12 protein-coding genes are annotated in these 17,730 nt (G+C 62.2%); 5 read left to right on the plus strand and 7 right to left on the minus strand.

Going from position 1 to position 17,730, the window contains the following annotated elements; all coding sequences use genetic code 11:
- Positions 1-49: 49 nt before the first annotated feature.
- The 4 genes from HX866_RS24230 to HX866_RS24245 all read right to left on the minus strand — a co-directional run bounded on the left by HX866_RS24230 (position 50) and on the right by HX866_RS24245 (position 5,544).
- Entirely contained in the window at positions 50-2,197 is a 2,148-nt protein-coding gene (locus HX866_RS24230; protein WP_177140531.1) for a hypothetical protein, read from the minus strand.
- 732 nt (positions 2,198-2,929) lie between these two features.
- A complete protein-coding gene (locus HX866_RS24235; RefSeq protein ID WP_177140532.1) occupies positions 2,930-3,829 on the minus strand; it encodes a hydroxymethylglutaryl-CoA lyase in 900 nt (299 codons plus the stop codon).
- Positions 3,830-3,970: 141 nt separating this feature from the next.
- Positions 3,971-4,372: a MerR family transcriptional regulator gene (locus HX866_RS24240; RefSeq protein ID WP_177095214.1), complete on the minus strand. Its 402-nt coding sequence runs from the start codon at positions 4,370-4,372 to the stop codon at positions 3,971-3,973.
- Between the two features lie 242 nt (positions 4,373-4,614).
- Complete coding sequence (locus HX866_RS24245) at positions 4,615-5,544, minus strand: LysR family transcriptional regulator (RefSeq protein ID WP_177095216.1); 930 nt, start codon at positions 5,542-5,544, stop codon at positions 4,615-4,617.
- 151 nt (positions 5,545-5,695) lie between these two features.
- Between HX866_RS24245 and HX866_RS24250 the strand changes: the two genes are divergently transcribed.
- Positions 5,696-6,925, plus strand: a complete 1,230-nt coding sequence (locus HX866_RS24250) for an acyl-CoA dehydrogenase (RefSeq protein ID WP_177095218.1) — start codon at positions 5,696-5,698, stop codon at positions 6,923-6,925.
- Between the two features lie 11 nt (positions 6,926-6,936).
- Here the strand turns inward: HX866_RS24250 and HX866_RS24255 are convergent, their stop codons facing one another.
- Together HX866_RS24255 and xthA are read right to left on the minus strand one after the other, a co-directional pair.
- Entirely contained in the window at positions 6,937-8,271 is a 1,335-nt protein-coding gene (locus tag HX866_RS24255; protein WP_177140533.1) for a substrate-binding domain-containing protein, read from the minus strand.
- Between the two features lie 223 nt (positions 8,272-8,494).
- Positions 8,495-9,307 carry an exodeoxyribonuclease III gene (gene xthA / locus HX866_RS24260; RefSeq protein ID WP_177095222.1) on the minus strand — a complete coding sequence of 271 codons (813 nt, stop codon included), beginning with the start codon at positions 9,305-9,307 and terminating at the stop codon, positions 8,495-8,497.
- A 154-nt stretch (positions 9,308-9,461) separates the two neighbouring features.
- Here xthA and HX866_RS24265 point away from each other — a divergent pair, with 154 nt between their 5' ends.
- From HX866_RS24265 to HX866_RS24275, 3 genes are all read left to right on the plus strand, one after another.
- Positions 9,462-10,112 (plus strand): GNAT family N-acetyltransferase, encoded by a 651-nt coding sequence (locus tag HX866_RS24265; RefSeq protein ID WP_177095224.1) that lies wholly within the window; start codon positions 9,462-9,464, stop codon positions 10,110-10,112.
- A gap of 70 nt (positions 10,113-10,182) precedes the next feature.
- On the plus strand, positions 10,183-11,910 hold the full coding sequence (locus HX866_RS24270; RefSeq protein ID WP_177095226.1) for an autotransporter assembly complex protein TamA: 1,728 nt from the start codon (positions 10,183-10,185) through the stop codon (positions 11,908-11,910).
- The gene (locus HX866_RS24275) at positions 11,907-15,578 is read left to right on the plus strand and encodes a translocation/assembly module TamB domain-containing protein (protein WP_177140534.1); all 3,672 of its coding nucleotides are present in this window, start codon (positions 11,907-11,909) and stop codon (positions 15,576-15,578) included. The genes HX866_RS24270 and HX866_RS24275 overlap by 4 nt, the downstream gene beginning before the upstream one ends.
- Before the next feature lie 132 nt (positions 15,579-15,710).
- Here HX866_RS24275 and HX866_RS24280 read toward each other — a convergent pair whose 3' ends face one another.
- Positions 15,711-16,706 (minus strand): aldo/keto reductase, encoded by a 996-nt coding sequence (locus tag HX866_RS24280; protein ID WP_177140535.1) that lies wholly within the window; start codon positions 16,704-16,706, stop codon positions 15,711-15,713.
- A gap of 105 nt (positions 16,707-16,811) precedes the next feature.
- Between HX866_RS24280 and HX866_RS24285 the strand changes: the two genes are divergently transcribed.
- Positions 16,812-17,723, plus strand: a complete 912-nt coding sequence (locus tag HX866_RS24285; protein WP_177095233.1) for a LysR family transcriptional regulator — start codon at positions 16,812-16,814, stop codon at positions 17,721-17,723.
- The last annotated feature ends 7 nt before the right edge of the window (positions 17,724-17,730 follow it).

The following is a 17,730-nucleotide window of genomic DNA, read 5'->3' on the forward strand; positions in this document are numbered from 1 at the left end:
GAGCCTGTGAAATAGCCGGTTATGGTCTTTTGGCCGGCGTCTTGTGCTATCAGGTTTTTGCCGGGGGCCAGACCACGTCATCGGCAAAGATTTTTCCATCGGCGGGCCAATTGATGACCACGCCCCCTGAGTCGGCCACCTGGTCAATCAACTGGTCATAGACATGGCTGTTATCCGTGCCGCTCCAGGTCGCGCTCTCAATGTCGGCGCTGGTCTGACCGGCGGCGGCCTGTATCGCGCGAACATTGGCGGCGCGGGTCAAGCCGGAGTTGATCAGCCATATCCGGTCGGCGCTGATGCCCCTGGACGATACGGAAATATGCCCCTCGATATCGTCATAGGGAAAGCTGGCGCCTTCGGCGTCGCGGTTGAAAAAACGATTTTCCGGCCCCGGTACGACTTCAAGGTTTCGGGTGTCGATCATGTAGATGAAACGGGTGGTCTGGCGGTGTCTGTAGGTTGCATAGCCCCGTTCGCTATCCAGTGAACGGGGAGTACCCGACAAGGCGGATGCCGTTTCGCCGCCCGAGGCTGCTTGGCTGGAGGTTCCCGAGATGTGTGACAAGGCGGCTTGGCTGGCATTGGACGATGTCTCATGATCGCTGCCCTCACTGTCCGTATCCGCCTGACTTGCGCTATCCGATTCGGGGCGTCTCCCCGGGTATTTGTTGGTTTGAGTGTTGTAACGCAACTGGCCGATCCCGGGACCTCCACCGACCCCATAGCCTTTGGCGTCGCTCAGGCTGAAGGTCACGCTCAAGGCTTTTTCCGTGGTCGAGCCGGGCGGATGGCCTTCGCGGGCGAGCATGCAGCCATCTCTTGCCAGCTCGAAAGGCGTGCGATCTTCACTTCTGAACAGGGCAGGGATGTCCGTGCGATACAAACAGCCATGAATATTTCGCTGGTAGCCGATCTTGAGCAGAAACGCCTCAAGGAATGGCCGGGTGAAGTAAGCGTCGAAATCGGGATCGAGTGAGTGAGGTTCAAAGTTTCTGATCTGGCGGATTTGTGGGGCAACCTCGTGTTCCAGCAAGTCAAAGCGTTGCGGGTCGGTTTCATTCATCGACTGGAGTTTATGCGTCTCGGCCCAGTCAGGGAGCTTGCCGTGTTCCTGAATCGCCTGTTTCAAGGGTGGCAGCATGCTCGGAAGCAGGTTGTAGCTGCGCAGTATCTCTGCACGTTCTTCAGGGCTTTTTTCCGGGTGGACCCATTTCAACTCCCGTATCAATTGTTCCCTGGGCCTACCTTCCGATGTGGCATTGGCCCATTGCGGCTTCAGGCCGGTGGTAGCAGCGTCGGCGCGAAAGCGCGTGATGTCGTTGCCATGAATCCTGTAGTGCTCCCAGATGTCCCGGTCCGTCCAGGCGCTGAGGTGTTCGGCAGCCAGCGACTGGCCGGAGGCGTCGAGTCGACCGGTTGGCGGGGTGGTCAGGACCCAGTGGTCATTCTGGCTGAAGGCGAACAGGGGAAGGTCGCTTGAATCCGCCAAGGCCGCCAGGTTTTTCAACCTGTAGTAACCCTGGCTGTCGGGCCCCCCGAGACGGGCGTAAGAGCTTTGAGCGAGATAGTTGTATTTGGGCACGATCTGGCCGGGCGTTGCCGCTGGCGGGGTGACGCGAAGGGGTTCATCCGTTGGCTTGGGCGTGGCGTCGGGCGTCGGGTCGTCAAGCAGGCGCGGTTGTTTGGCTGGGGGCGGGCCCTCGGATGAGGTCCCGGGGTTGCGCCCCCAGAGCGTGCCGTTGTCTATCCGGTACAGCGCGGGGCCTGAGGGCAGCAGCTCATGGCTGCGTTTGGCCCGATAAGCCTCGAGTTGCGCGTCATACACCACCATGACCGTGCCACCTTCTTCGAGGTCGACATAACTGCGCTTCTTGATGATCCGAAACCCCTGGGGGTTGGCGGGTGGCAATGCGTTGGTCGCGGCGACCCGGTAGCTTTGCAGTGAGCGGTCGCCGATGCTGGCCTGATCGGCTACCTCCGTGACTTGTATCCTTGGGCTGTCGGGCGCCGGTCGGGAATGGCTGGCGTAGACCTGGCCGGAGGAACCCGGCGGCCCCTCCAGCGATTGCGAGCGTAGGCTGTCGACAGAGGGGATGCGGCCAGCGGACGCTGTCGGGGTATCGGGAAGGCCCAGTGAGTGAGTCTCGGGCAGCTTGAGGCTGGGCGTTTTGGGTTTCGCCGGAAGTCTTGGAGACATGGGGATACCTGCCAATTTCAATTGAAGAAATAAATCGACTGTTCAGGGGCGGGAAGACGGGCTCAGTATCCGCTCCGTGGAATTCGGGATGCGGTACATAGATATGGCGGCGAGGCGAAGGGCGGCCGGACGATGGCGTCGAGATCGAACCCGTGGACGTCGGCGAGGGCTTGGCGTTGCGGATGAAGGGTGTCGATTCGACGGAGGGGAGAAACACGAAGGGGAGCCGAAGCTCCCCTTGAATGTGTTGTGTATGCTCTTTTTTTATTATTGAGGGGCGGTCTGTTGTTGTTTTTGTCAACCGTGACCCTTTCTCGCCGTTTAGGTGACCCCCATCCGGGGTCAAAGAGCAAACGTATTTTTTTGAGCGCTGATCTGCTTTATCAGGTGATCCAACCAGTTCTGGAGCTACCTTGAGGTAGTTTTATTATTCTCTGTCCGGTTGCGGGTGACCCGAGGGTTCCCTGAAAGCACACCTTCTCCAAAAAAATCTGTTAGCTGCGTCTCTGCCGTGTTGTTTTTGTTATGTCAGAGTCGGTACGTCTTATTTTTATGGGTTTGCTGCTTTTTATTCTTGTTATGCAAGAGATATAGCAGGTGGCGTGCCAACTTTTGAAAACCCTTTAAAATCAAGGCTTTGATATTTTTCGTGAACCTTCGGCCAAGGGCAATGTCGCGAATCTGTTCCCGTGTTACTCGTTTGTGTTTCCAAACGGTAACACCAGGACACATTCATACCGCCTGCCGTGCCTTGGCGACCCGTGAGCCAGTAACACGTCCCAGCACGGCGCAGATTTCCTGGCCTGCGAGGATCAGCTTGTCCAGGTCGATACCGGTCTCGATCCCCAGGCCGTTGAGCATATAGAGCACGTCTTCGGTGGCGACGTTACCGCTGGCACCCTTGGCGTAGGGGCAGCCACCCAGGCCGGCGATGGAGCTGTCGAAGACCTCGATGCCTTCGAGCAGGCTGGCGTAGAGATTGGCCATGGCCTGGCCATAGGTGTCGTGGAAATGCCCGGCGAGTTTTTCCCGTGGGACGCTGGCCGAGACCACTTCGAACATCTTCCGGGTGGCGCCCGGGGTGCCGGTGCCGATGGTATCGCCCAGGGACACTTCGTAGCAGCCCATGGCATACAGCTCGCGGGCCACGACGGCGACCTGTTCGGCGGCGACCGGGCCTTCATAGGGGCAGCCGAGTACGCAGGACACGTAACCGCGCACCGTCACGCCGTGCTGGCGGGCGGCATCCATGATCGGTACGAAGCGTTCGAGGCTTTCGCTGATGGAGCAGTTGATATTGCGCTGGGAAAAAGCTTCGGAAGCGGCGGCGAACACCGCGACTTCCTTGACGCCGGCGGCGATGGCATCTTCGAAACCGCGCAGGTTGGGGGCGAGGGCGCCATAGGTGACCCCGGGCTTGCGCTGGATACGCGCGAAGACTTCGGCGGAACCGGCCATCTGCGGCACCCATTTGGGCGAGACGAAGCTGCCGACTTCTATATAGCCCAGGCCGGCCTCGGTGAGACGGTCGACCAGGCGCACCTTGTCGGCGACGCTGATGGGTTGGGCTTCGTTCTGCAGGCCGTCGCGGGGGCCGACTTCGATCAGGCGTACGTGGGTGGGGAGGGACATGGGCGGATACCTTATGAAAAGTACAGGACTGGAGCGGTCTTCTGTAGGAGCCGGCTTGCTGGCGATGGCATCGACGCGGTGCGCCTGCTGGACCGCGTCGCCTGGATCGCCAGCAAGTCGGCTCCTACAAGGTCGCGGTGTCTATGGGGTAACGCTCTGGCTTTCGAGGATCTGTGTCAGGGCCAACTTGCAGCGCTCCTCGGCGGTGTCGAGTTCCAGTTGCATCTGCTCGATATCCAGCAACTGCTGCTCCAGCTGTGCCCGGCGCTCGGTGATTTTCGCCAGCATGCTGTTGAGCTGCTTCTGGTTGCCGCTGGTGGGGTCGTAGAGTTCGATCAGCTCGCGGCATTCGGCCAGGGAAAAACCGATGCGTTTACCCCGCAGGATCAGTTTCAGGGTCACCTTGTCCCGGGCCGAGTAGATGCGCTCCAGGCCCTTGCGTTCAGGGCTGAGCAGGCCTTGCTCTTCATAGAAACGAATGGCCCGGGTGGTGATGTCGAGCTCGCGGGCGAGGTCGGAGATGCTGTAGGTCTGGCTGCTCATGAAAGCGCTCGAAAAAGGTCATGGGGCTAAGCTAAGGGCTGCTTGACGTATACGTCAAGTTCATCGGCCTATGCGCTCCCCCTTGTAGGAGCGAGCTTGCTCGCGATGGACATGTGAGCGCCGCGTTCACCCAGCAAACTCTGCGTTATCGTTAGCGCCCATCGCGAGCAAGCTCGCTCCTACAGAGGGCCGTATTTGCTTAAGCCCGCTCGCCACAACAGTAAGCTCACGGTGTTTGGGTCTCAGGCCTTGTCGAGCTTCTTCTCATGGGCCGTGACCTGCTGGCACAGCTCGATCATCTGCTCGCGCATCCAGCGGTTGGCTGGGTCCTGGTCGGTGCTTTCGTGCCAGTAGAGGTGGGTTTCCACTGGCGGCACGTCATTCACCGGCAACGGGAAGTAATTCAGGTCATGGCGGCGGGCGAAGCGTTCCGGCACGGTCATGACCATGTCGGTCTGCTGCAACACCTGGGAAGCCATCAGGTAATGCTGTGAACGCAGCGCGATCTTGCGCTGGATGCCCATCTTGCCCAGGGCCAGGTCGACATAACCCAGGCCATTACGCCGGCTGGAGATATGGATATGGGTCAGCCCCATGTAGTCATCCAGGGTCAGCTTGTCCTTGCCCGCCATCGCATGGCCCTTGCGCATGGCACAGACATAACGGTCTTCCATCAGCTTGACATGGCGCACCTGCGGGTCGGTGTTGAGCGGTGCGTCGACGGCGAAGTCGATCCGCCCGGCCGCCAACTCCTTGGTGGTTTCGCGGCGCTTGGAGAGGAAACTCTCGATCGCCACCGTCGGCGCCAGGCGCCGCAGGCGCTGGAACAGCGGCGGCAGGATCACCGCCTCGGTGAGGTCGGTCATGCTGATGCGGTAGGTCTTGTTCGCCTGCAACGGGTTGAAGATCCGGCTTTCCTGGACCGAGATACGCAGCAGCGACAGGGCATTGCGCACCGGGCCGATGATGTTCTGGGCCATCGGCGTGGGCACCATGCCCTGGGCGGTACGCACGAACAGCGGGTCGTTGAAGGTCTCGCGCAACCGCGCCAGGGCGTTGGAGACCGCCGGCTGGGTGATGCCGACGATCTGCCCGGCGCGGGTCAGGTTGGCCTCGGTATAGATGGCGTCGAAGACGATGAAAAGGTTGAGGTCGACCTTGCTCAGATTCATTTCGCGGCGCTCTTATTGTTAGGGTTCGATCAGCCGATCATATATCGGTGATGAATGTTAATACACGGTGAGAATAGCTTTGGTAAATTTTCGTAGCTGATCTAGCATCGATTCCATGACCCCGACCACCTACTCAAGAAGGTAGCTGCCCATGGATTTCGCCTATTCACCCAAGGTTCAGGAACTGCGTGAGCGCGTCACCGCGTTCATGGACGCTTATGTGTATCCGGCTGAACCGGTGTTCGAACGCCAGGTCGCCGAAGGCGATCGCTGGCAGCCCACCGCGATCATGGAAGAGCTCAAGGCCCGGGCCAAGGCCGAAGGCTTGTGGAACCTGTTCCTGCCGGAATCCGAACTGGGCGCCGGCCTGACCAACCTGGAATATGCCCCCCTGGCGGAAATCATGGGCCGCTCCTTGCTCGGGCCGGAGCCGTTCAACTGCTCGGCGCCGGACACCGGCAACATGGAAGTGCTGGTGCGTTATGCCAATGAAGAACAGAAACAGCGCTGGCTCGAACCGCTGCTGCGTGGCGAGATTCGTTCCGCGTTCGCCATGACCGAGCCGGATGTGGCCTCGTCCGACGCCACCAATATGGCCGCCCGCGCCGAGCGCCAGGGTGACGAGTGGGTGATCAACGGCAAGAAGTGGTGGACGTCCGGCGCGTGCGACCCGCGCTGCAAGATCCTGGTGTTCATGGGCCTGAGCAACCCGGACGCGCCGCGTCACCAGCAGCACTCGATGATCCTGGTGCCGGTGGACACGCCCGGGGTGAAGATTGTTCGTCCGTTGCCGGTGTTCGGTTACGACGATGCGCCCCACGGCCACGCCGAGGTGCTGTTCGAGAACGTGCGGGTGCCTTATGAAAACGTGCTGTTGGGCGAGGGCCGGGGTTTTGAAATCGCCCAGGGTCGCCTTGGCCCAGGGCGGATTCACCACTGCATGCGTTCCATCGGCATGGCCGAGCGGGCACTGGAATTGATGTGCAAACGTTCGGTCAACCGTACGGCGTTCGGCAAGCCGCTGGCTCGCCTGGGCGGCAATATCGACAAGATCGCCGACTCGCGGATGGAAATCGACATGGCCCGCCTGCTGACCTTGAAGGCGGCCTTCATGATGGACACCGCCGGTAACAAGGTGGCGAAAAGCGAGATTGCGCAGATCAAGGTGGTGGCGCCGAACGTGGCCTTGAAGGTGATCGACCGGGCCATCCAGATCCACGGTGGGGCCGGGGTTTCCAACGATTTCCCGCTGGCCTACATGTATGCCATGCAGCGTACCCTGCGTCTGGCCGACGGCCCGGATGAAGTGCACCGGGCGGCGATCGGCAAGTACGAGATCGGCAAGTACGTACCGCGGGAAATGATGCGTTCGGAGCGCTGAGAACAGCGCTCTTAATACACCCAGACCTCAACCCGGCGGTTCTTGATGCGGCCTTCATCCAGAGTGTTGGCCGCCACCGGCATCTGCGCGCCGAGGCCCTGGATATCACGAAACACCACGCCGCCTTTCACCAGTTCCCGACGTACCGCCATCGCCCGTAGCTTGGACAGCAGGGCGGCGCGGGCCGGGTCGTTCTTGGCGTCGCCAAAGCCCACCAGGGTCACCTGTTTGTTCAGCTTGCCCTGGGCATGCAGGTAATCCAGGACCCGCAGTACGTCCTGGCGTGCCTTGTTGTCCAGGCTGGCGCTGCCTTCCTCGAAGCGAAAATTCACCGACAACCGCTGCGCCTCTTTTGCCAATGCCTGGTATTCCTCCGACATGGCCGGACCGGGCGTCACCGACATGGCTTGCACGGTCTGCGCGACAAAACCGTTGTCGGCGACTATCGCCTGGCCCGCCGGGCTCTGCGCGAAACGCACCAGGGACGCGGCCCAGGGATTCTGGCGGTTGGGCGGCAGGTAGAAGAACAGTCGCCGCGACAAGGGATAATCCTCGGTGGCGATCAGGCTGGCGAGGGGCAGCATGGCTTGCGAATCGCCGTCGACGATGGCCACCGCCTTGGCCTGGCGGACGTAGGGCAGGCCGATAAAACCGATACCCTGATGATCCTGGCTGACCGCATCGGACAACTGTTCGCTGGACTCGAAGCGTTTCGTGCCAGCGGCCAGGGACTTGCCGCGACGGGACAGGACCAGGTCGTTGAAGGTGTCCCAGGTCCCGGATTTTTCATCGCGGGCATAAAGATGAATGGCGCCGCCGATCCCGCCCAGTTCTTCCCAGGTTTTCACTTCACCGGAAAAGATTCGCGCCAACTCGTCGGTGTTCAGTCGGGTCAGCGGGTTTTGTGGGTGAAGGATAATCGCCACGCCGTCGATGGCGATCACTTGTTCGGCGTCGGGGCTTTTCAGGTCGCCGAGGCTGGCGAGGTCCAGCAGTTCAGCCTCCTTGATCGATCGTGAAGACGCCGCGAGGTCGGCGCTACCGGCTTTCAGGGCACTGAAACCGGTACTGGAGCCATGGGCGGCGACTTCGACCCGCACCCGGCGGCCTTGCTCGGTGGTGGCGAGCACGCGCTGCTCGTTGTCCTTGCCGGTGTTGGCCACGTGCACGCCATGCAGGCCCTGTTCCTCGAGCCAGCCCTTGACCAGCGCCGGCCCGAGGTTGGCACCGATGGTGTTGGAACCCTGGATGCGCAGCGCCGGGCCGTCGTCGGGCGGCGCGGGCAGGGCCGCCAGGGTCAGGGCGGGCAGGCCGCAGAGGATCAGCAGTGAGAGCGCGCGCAGCATGGGGCGTGCACCTTTTGTGGGCCAGAGTGCTGCAAGAATAAGTCAGTCAGGTTTCAGTTAAATGACACTGATCGGGCTTCGAGGCCACTTTTGAAAGCAGCGTAGCCCCTGTAGGAGCTGGCTTGCCGGCGATGAGGCCCGTGAGATTTGCATCATCAATTCGGCCGCCATCGCTGGCAAGCCAGGCTCCTACAGGGTTTTGTGCTGCCCAGGAGCGCGGGGATCAGCCCAATTCCAGCCAGATCGGTGCGTGGTCGGAAGGTTTCTCCATGCCGCGCAATTCATAATCGACCCCAGCGGCCTTGACCCGTGGCAGCAAACCGTTCGAGGCCAGGATCACGTCGATCCGCAGGCCGCGCTTGGGCTCGTCTTCAAAACCGCGGCTGCGGTAATCGAACCAGCTGAAGCGATCGTTCACCTCGGGGTGCAGGTGCCGGAAGCTGTCCACCAGCCCCCAGTTCTTCAGGCGGGCCAGCCATTCACGTTCTTCCGGCAGGAAGCTGCACTTGCCGGTTTTCAGCCAGCGCTTGGCGTTGTCGGCGCCGATACCGATATCGCAATCCTCGGGGGAAATATTGATATCGCCCATCACCACCAACGGCTGGTCATGCTGGAAGCGGGTTTCCAGCAATTGTTGCAGGTCCTGGTAGAAGCGTTCCTTGGCCGGAAACTTGGTTGGATGGTCGCGGCTTTCGCCCTGGGGGAAGTAGCCGTTCATGACGGTCACCGGGGTGCCGTTTTCATCGGCGAAGGTGCCCCAGATAAAACGCTTCTGGGCCTCTTCGTCGTCGCCCTCGAAACCTTTGTGCAGGCTCAGCGGCGCCTGGCGCGACAGCAGCGCCACGCCGTAATGGCCTTTCTGGCCGTGGAAGTGCACGTGGTAACCCAGGGCTTCGACTTCGGCCTGGGGAAACTGCTCATCGGAAACCTTGGTTTCCTGCAGGCCGATCACGTCCGGCTGGTGTTTCTCGATCAGCGCCGCCAGTTGATGGGGCCGGGCGCGCAGGCCGTTGATGTTGAACGAGACGATCTTCATGGGCGACAGTCCTGGCAAAACAGCGATGCTAGCCGACAAGTCCGGCGACGGCCAGCGTGGCGGGAGTGCCGATGCACTGCTAACGTTCCTTTAGTTTTAGATAATTGCCTTTCAGATCCTTGCGGCAGCGCGCCGCGGCCAGGGAGGTTGTCCCATGCCGGAGATGTCAGAGGTCACGGCCCAGATCCATTTGCTTGACGGTGGTTATTCACGGGAAGCGCGTTCCCTGTTGTACCAGTCTTATCGGCACGAACCGACCTTTGCCTATCTGTTCGAGGCCGAACGCCCGGGTTATGAACAGCGGGTGCGGGCGACGGTGCGCGAGCGGGTCAAACAACACTTTCTCGAGGATCTGCCGGCCATCGGGCTGCTGGTCAATGACCGCCTGATCGGCATTGCGCTGATCGCCCCGCCGCAACGGCGCCTGGACATTACCGAAAGCTGGGCCTGGCGCATGCGCATGGTGCTGAGCACCGGTTTTCGCTGCACCCGTCGTTACCTGGAGTACCAGCAGGCGGTGCTGGCCTGCCTGCCCTCGAACTCGGTGCATGTGCTGCCGTTGCTGGGTATTCACCCGCAGTTCCAGGGCCAGCACTATGGTGAACAACTGCTGATGGCGGTGCACAACTGGTGTGCCGAGGACACGCATTCCCAAGGGGTGGTGCTCGATAGCGGTAACCCGCGCTACCTGGCGTTCTACAAGCGTCAGGGTTATGAGGATATCGGTGAGGTGGCGGTAGGACCGATCCGCGAGCACGTGTTTTATCACGCCAATCCGCAGGTGTTACAAACAGCAATGGCTTGACTGTCGAACTTTCCGGTCGGTTTCGCGTTCTATGACGGCCCTAACCCAGCCCGTGATAGCATCCGCGCCTATGATGTTTTCTAGAAGATTGACCGGCGGTTTGCTCCTGCTTTGTTGCAGCATGGCGGCCCTGGCGCAAAGCGAACTCGATGTGCGGGTTACGCCTGCGAATGACGAGTTGAAGGCCAATGTGGAAGGCTACATTGGCAGTCTCGGTAACCGTGGCGAAAACGCCCTGCGGCGTTTCAGCCGTGGTGCCCAGGAGCAGGCGCGTAAAGCCGCCCAGGCGCTCGGCTATTATCAGCCGCAGATCGAGACTGAAGTCGAAGCGGGCAAGACGCCCAAACTGATCCTCACCATCGACCCCGGCGAGCCGGTACATCTGCGCAACGTTACCGTGCGCATCGAGGGCCCGGCTGCCAGCCTCAAGGCCTTCCGAATCCCCACCAGTGAAGCCCTCAAGCCCGGTGCCGTGCTCAACCATGGGTACTACGAGGACGCCAAGCGGTTGATTCTCAACCGGGCCTCGCGCTACGGATTTTTCAGCGGTCACTTTATCAGCCAGAAGTTGATCGTCGATCCCCAGGCAGGTGTCGCCGATATCGAGCTGATCTATGACAGCGGTCCGCGCTACTCCATGGGCGAGGTGCATTTTTCCGGCGATACGCCCTTTGACGAAGACCTGCTGCACCGCATGGTGCCGTTCAAGGCCGGCACGCCTTACGATTCCGAACTGATCGCCGAACTCAACCAGGCGCTGCAATCGAGCGGCTATTTCGAAGGTGTGCGAGTGGACGCGGCACCGTCGGCGGCCAAGGACCGGGTGATCCCGGTGGAGGTCCAGCTCGATACCCGCAAGCCGCGCACCATGGGCCTGGGCCTGGGTTATTCGACCGACGTCGGGCCCCGGGTCAAGGCCAACTGGACCCGCCATTGGGTCAACTCCCAGGGCGACAGTTACGGTATCGAGAGTGAGGTTTCCGCGCCCCGGCAGAATATCGGCCTCTGGTACGACCACCCGCTGGACCCGCCACTCACCGACAAGCTGCGCTGGGCTGCGGGCTATCAGTATGAAGAAATCTCCAACACCGACAGCCTGAGCAAGCTGTTCACCATCGGTCCGGAATGGCACAGCAAGTTGCCCAGCGGCTGGCAGCGGGTGATCTCGCTCAAATGGCAACGCGAGGAGTATCGCCTCGGTGACGACTCGGGCCTGAGTACCCTGTTGATGCCGGGCATCAATTACTCGTACCTACGTAGCGACAACCGTATCGATCCGCACAACGGCTATCGCCTGGAGTTCGACGGCAAGGTCGCCAAGGAAGGCCTGGCCTCGGACAATAATCTGTTATACGGCACGGCCACGCTCAAGGGCCTGACCACGCTCTGGGATAATCACCGTTTCCTCGGTCGAATCCAGTTTGGCGGCAGCGCCACCAACGGTTACACGAACGTGCCGCCGTCCCTGCGCTTCTTCGCCGGTGGCGACCAGAGCGTGCGCGGCTATGACTACCAGAGCCTGTCCCCGGAAAACTCCGAGGGTGATCGGATCGGTGGTCGCTACATGGTTGCCGGCAGCCTTGAGTACCAATATTCCATCGCCGAGAAATGGCGGGTCGCGACCTTTGTCGACCAGGGCAATTCGTTCAACACCCTGGAGTTGCCGAGCCTCAAGACCGGCGTCGGCATCGGCGTGCGCTGGATCTCGCCGGTGGGGCCGATCCGCCTCGACCTGGCCCATGCGCTGGACGACCCCGGCGGTATCCGTTTGCACTTTTCCATGGGGCCTGAGCTGTGAAGCGTGGTTTGAAAATATTCGGCCTGGCGCTTGTCTTGCTGATCGTGTTGTTGCTGGTGTCGTTGAGTCTGCTGCTGGGGACCCAGGCCGGCAGTCGGTGGGCGTTGGCGCAAGTGCCGGGCCTGAGCGTGGAGAATTTCCAGGGCCATCTGGGTGGAGAGTGGAGCGCCGATCATCTGCTCTGGCAACAGGGCGGCAACCGGGTTGAACTGCAGCAGCCGCGCTTCAATTGGTCGCCGTTGTGCCTGACGCACTTTGTGCTGTGTGTCGATCAACTGGAAGTCGAGCGCGTCGACCTGCAATTCGAGCCGGGTGCGCCTGCCGAGAGCGGGCCGCTGAGCTTGCCGACGCTGAAGCTGCCGGTGGCGATCGAGTTGCGCCAGGTGCGTATCGGCAGCTTGTGGCTTGATGGCAGCGAGCAGCTCAAGGAGTTGCAACTGGCCGCGCACTGGACCGCGAAGGGCCTGCAGATCGATACCGCGCATCTGCAACACGACGACCTCAGCCTGGACCTCTCCGGGCTGCTGCAACCCAGCGGTGACTGGCCGCTGAGCGCCGAGGGCAAGTTGCTGTTGCCGGCTCCGGGCGGTGGGCCCTGGGCACTGGCGCTGGAGGTGCAGGGCGATCTGCTCAAGACCCTCAAGCTCAAGGCCGACAGCAGCGGTTATCTCCAGGGCCAACTGATCGGCGAGCTGGAGGCGTTGGCCGAGCACCTGCCGGCCCGGCTGCGGATCACCGCCGATGGCTTCAAGGCCAGTGCCGAACTGCCGGATACCTTGCAACTCAATCAGCTTGAACTCACCGGCAGTGGCAATCTGCAAGACGGTTACCAGCTCCAGGGCAAGGCCGTGCTGCCGGCCGAAGCCGGTCCCGTCGACCTCAACCTGCAAGGTCGGGTCGATGCGCGGGGCGCGCAGATCGCCGCGCTGGACCTGACGGCCGATGCCAAACAGCGACTGAAACTCAGCGGCGAGCTGGACTGGCAGAAGGGCTTCAGCGCCGAGGCCAAGGTCGACTGGCTGGACTTCCCCTGGCACCGCCTCTATCCGTTGATCGACGAGCCGGCGGTCAAGGCGCGGACCGTGGTCGGCGAAGTGAGCTACCGCGACGGCCACTACCTGGGCTATGTCCAGGCCGATCTCGACGGCCCGGCGGGCAAGTTCAACGTGCTGACGCCGTTCAGTGGCGACCTGAAACAGATCGCCCTGCCGCAACTTGAGCTGACGGCCGGGCAGGGCAAGGCGAGCGGGCACCTGAACCTGCAATTCGCCGATGGCATCGCCTGGGACACCGCGCTGGACCTGAGCGCGTTCAACCCGGCGTACTGGCTGGCGGAGTTGCCGGGGACCCTGGCCGGGCCATTGCGCAGCAAAGGCGAGTTTAAGAACCAGCAGTTGAACCTGGAGGCGACGATCGACCTCAAGGGCAAACTGCGCGGGCAACCGGCGATGTTACAAGCCAAGGCCAGCGGCAAAGGCGAGCAATGGACCCTCGGCGCCCTCGACATTCGCCTGGGTGACAACCGCATCCAGGGCAGCGGCAGCCTGCAACGACGCCTGACCGGGCAGCTCGACCTCAACCTGCCGCGCCTCGGCCAGCTCTGGCCGCAGTTGCGTGGGCAAGCCAAAGGCCGGGTCGATCTCGCAGGCACGCTCAAGGCACCGCAAGGCAAGATCAGCCTGCAGGGTCAGCAACTGGCGTTCGCCGATAACCGTCTGCAAGGCCTCAGCCTCGAAGCGGACCTGGACGGTGCCCAGCGAGGGCAGCTGGATCTCAAGGGCGAGGGGATCCAGGCTGGCGACACGGCCCTGGGCACCCTGACCTTGCACGGTCAGGGCGATCTCAAACGCCAGCAGGCGCAACTCGATCTGCAAGGCCCGCTGCTGAAACTGGCTCTGGGCCTGGAGGGCGCGCTCGACAAAGGCAACTGGCGTGGGCGCCTGCTCTCGGGCGACATACAGACCGGCGGCCAGGACTGGAAACTGCAGAACCCGGCCAAACTCGAATACCTCGCCGATGGCCGGCTGAATTTCGGCAGCCACTGCTGGTTGTCGGGAGAGGCCAGCCTGTGCGGCGAGGATCAGCGCTTGATGCCCGAACCGCGCTTGCGTTATCACCTCAAGCAATTCCCTCTGGAAAGCCTGGGGCAGTGGTTGCCCCGGGACTTCGCCTGGCAGGGCCGGCTCAATGCCGACCTGCAACTGGACCTGCCGGCCAGCGGCCCCAAGGGCCAGATCATGATCGACGCCAGTGGCGGCACCTTGCGTATGCGCGAACGGCGCAAGTGGTTGGATTTCCCCTACGAGACCCTCAAGCTGACCAGCAACCTGACCCCACGACGGGTCGATACGGTCCTGGATTTTCGCGGTGGCAAGCTCGGCGAACTGATGCTCCAGGCGCAGATCAATCCCTTGGCGAAGAACAAACCCCTGAGCGGCGATTTCCGCCTCAGCGGCCTTGACCTCAGTGTGGCCCGGCCTTTCGTGCGCAAGGTCGACACCCTGGCCGGGCGCCTGGATGGCAGCGGGCGCTTGTCCGGCAGCTTGCTGGCGCCCAAGGTCAACGGCAACCTGACCTTGAGCGGTGGCGAGGTCTCCGGGTCGGAGGTGCCGACCACGGTCAAGGACTTGCAGGTACAGGCGCAGATTGCCGGGGAGAATCTCCAGCTCAACGGCAGTTGGACCGGTGGCGAGGCCGGGCACGGCAGCCTCAGCGGGCACGTCGATTGGACCGATGCGCTGCAACTGCAATTGGCGATCAAGGGCTCGCAGTTGCCGGTCACCGTTGAGCCGTATGCGGCGCTGGAGGTCGCACCGGACCTGACGGTGTCGATGCATGGCGACAAGCTGGCGATTGCCGGCAAGGTGCATGTGCCCAAGGGCGCGATCACCGTGCGTGAGTTGCCACCCTCGACGGTCAAGGTTTCGGACGACACGGTGATCGTCGGCCAGCAGACTGCGGAGGGCACGAAGCCGTTGGCGATCTCCATGGATATCGACGTGCTGGTGGGGGAGGACAAACTCAGCTTCAACGGCTTTGGCCTGAGCGCCGACTTGCAGGGGCAGGTGCATATCGGTGACAACCTCGACACCCGTGGTGAGCTGCGCCTGAATGACGGGCGTTACAGCGCCTATGGCCAGCGCCTGACCATTCGCCGGGCGCGCTTGCTGTTCGCCGGACCGATTGACCAGCCGTACCTGGATATCGAGGCGATTCGCCAGACCGATGACGTGATCGCCGGTATTCGCCTGAGCGGCAGCGCCGAACAACCGACCACGCAGATCTTCTCGGAGCCGGCCATGAGCCAGGAGCAGGCCTTGTCCTACCTGGTGCTGGGGCGGCCATTGAGCACCACCGGCGAAGACAGCAATGTGTTGGCGCAGGCGGCGTTGGGCTTGGGTTTGATGGGCAGTGCCGGGTTGACCGGCGACCTGGCGAAGAACCTGGGCATCGAGGATTTTGCCCTCGATACCCAGGGCAGCGGCAGCACCACGTCGGTGGTGGCCAGCGGCAAGATCACCGAGAAGCTGAGCTTGCGCTACGGGGTGGGGGTGTTCGAACCGGCCAATACCATCGCCTTGCGCTACATGTTGAGCAAGAAGGTTTACCTGGAGGCGGCGAGCGGCGTGGCCAGTTCCCTGGATATTTTCTACAAGCGCGATTTCTGAGGAATAACCGTTATCCCGGCCACCCTGGGACCTTGTAGGAGCTGGCTTGCCAGCGATGGGGCCCTGAAGTCTTGTAGCGTTTCAGCGGACGCCATCGCCAGCAAGCCGGCTCCTACAGGTGGGATGCGGTGCTTAGCGATTGAGGCCCTGCATGACCGCTTCCGGGTAGCGCAGCCCGGCGGTGGCACCCGCCGGGAAAATCTCCTCCAGGGCCTGCAGCTCGGTGGCACTCAGCTTCACCTCCAGCGCCGCGACGTTCTCTTCCAGGTATTTGCGCTGCTTGGTCCCGGGGATCGGGATCAGGTAGTCGCCCTGGGCCAGGACCCAGGCCAGCGCCAGTTGTCCGGCCGTCACGCCTTTTTCCGCGGCCAGCGCCTGGACCTGCTCCACCAGCCGCAGGTTGCGGGCGAAGTTCTCACCCTGGAAACGCGGGCTGAAACGGCGGTAGTCATCGGCGGCGAAATCGTCCGGGCTCTGCAGTGCCCCGGTCAGGAAACCACGCCCCAGCGGGCTGTAGGGCACAAAGGCAATCCCCAGGCGCTGGCAGGCGGCGAGGCAGCCGTTGTCTTCCTGGTCACGGCTCCACAGCGAGTACTCGCTTTGCAGGGCGCTGATCGGATGGACCCGGTGCGCCCGTTCCAGGGTCTCGGCCGACGCCTCGCTCAAGCCCAGGTAACGGACCTTGCCGGCCTTGACCAGTTCGGCCATGGCGCCGACGGTTTCTTCGATGGCCACCTCCGGGTCGATACGGTGCTGGTAGTACAGGTCCAGCGTTTCCACGCCGAGGCGCTTGAGGGTGCCGTCGATGGCCGTGCGAATGTACTCCGGCTTGCCGCTGACGCCCCGATAGGACGGGTTAGCCGGGTCGCGCAGGATGCCGAACTTGCTGGCCAGGAACACCTGTTCGCGTTTGCCGACGATGGCCTTGCCGATCAGTTCTTCGTTGCTGTGGGGGCCGTAGATATCAGCGGTGTCGAGCAGGGTCACGCCCAGCTCCAGGGCCCGATGCAGGGTGGCCGTGGCTTCGCGGGTGTCGCTGCCGGTGGTGTAGAAATCGGTCATGCCCATGCAGCCAAGGCCGATGGCGGAGAGGTGCAGGCCGTTCTTACCGAGTTGACGGGTGTGCATGGTGGTGCTCCTTTGGGATTTCATGCAGTGTGAACCTCGACAAAAGCACGATAAACCCGCTAAAAGCACTATCACTATTCGTAAATTCCCAATAATGGAGGGCCGATGGATCGCTTCAATGCCATGCGGGTCTTCACCCGGATCGTCGAGTTGGGTGGTTTTGCCAAGGCCGCCGATAGCCTGCAGGTGCCCCGGGCCTCGGTGACGGTGCTGGTCAAGCAACTGGAAGCGCATCTGGGCGTGCAGTTGTTGCACCGCACCACTCGCCAGGTCAGCACCACCCTTGACGGCGCCGCCTATTACCAGCGTTGTGTGCAACTGCTGGCCGACCTGGAGGAGACCGAGGCGGTGTTTTCCTCTGCCCGACAGAGCCCGCGGGGCATCCTGCGGGTTGATATGCCGGCGGGTATCGGGCGCTTGATCGTGATCCCGGTATTGCCCGAGTTCACTGAGCGTTATCCGCTGATCGAGCTGGAGATCGGTCTGAATGACCGGCCGGTGGACCTGATCCGCGACGGCGTCGATTGTGTCTTGCGCGGTGGCTTGCCACTGGACGATTCGCTGGTGGCCCGGCCATTGGTGTTGGTCGAGCAAGTGACTTGCGCCAGCCCCGCCTATATCCAGCGCATGGGCCTGCCGACCTCGCTGGCGGATTTGGCGGGGCATCGGATGGTCGAGTATTTTTCCAGCGTGACCGGCAAACGCTTCGGGCTTGAGTTCCAGCAGGACGGGCAGTTGCAGGCGATCGACCTGCCCAAGCGTCTCTCGGTCAGCAGCGCCGACGGTTACCTGGCGGCGTGTGAAGCGGGGTATGGGTTGGTGCAGATTCCCTACTACCACGTGGTCGAACAACTGCGCAGTGGCCAGTTGTGCGAGGTGCTGCGCGATCATCCGCCACCCGGATTACCGCTGAGCGCGATGTATCCGCCACATCGACAGATGTCGGCGCGGGTGCGGGTGTTTGTCGATTGGTTGGTGGAGATCTGTACCCGGCCGGGTATCGGGTTTGGGCGCTGATAAAAAG

It is taken from the genome of Pseudomonas gingeri (assembly GCF_013386165.1).
Classification (GTDB): domain Bacteria; phylum Pseudomonadota; class Gammaproteobacteria; order Pseudomonadales; family Pseudomonadaceae; genus Aquipseudomonas; species Aquipseudomonas gingeri_C.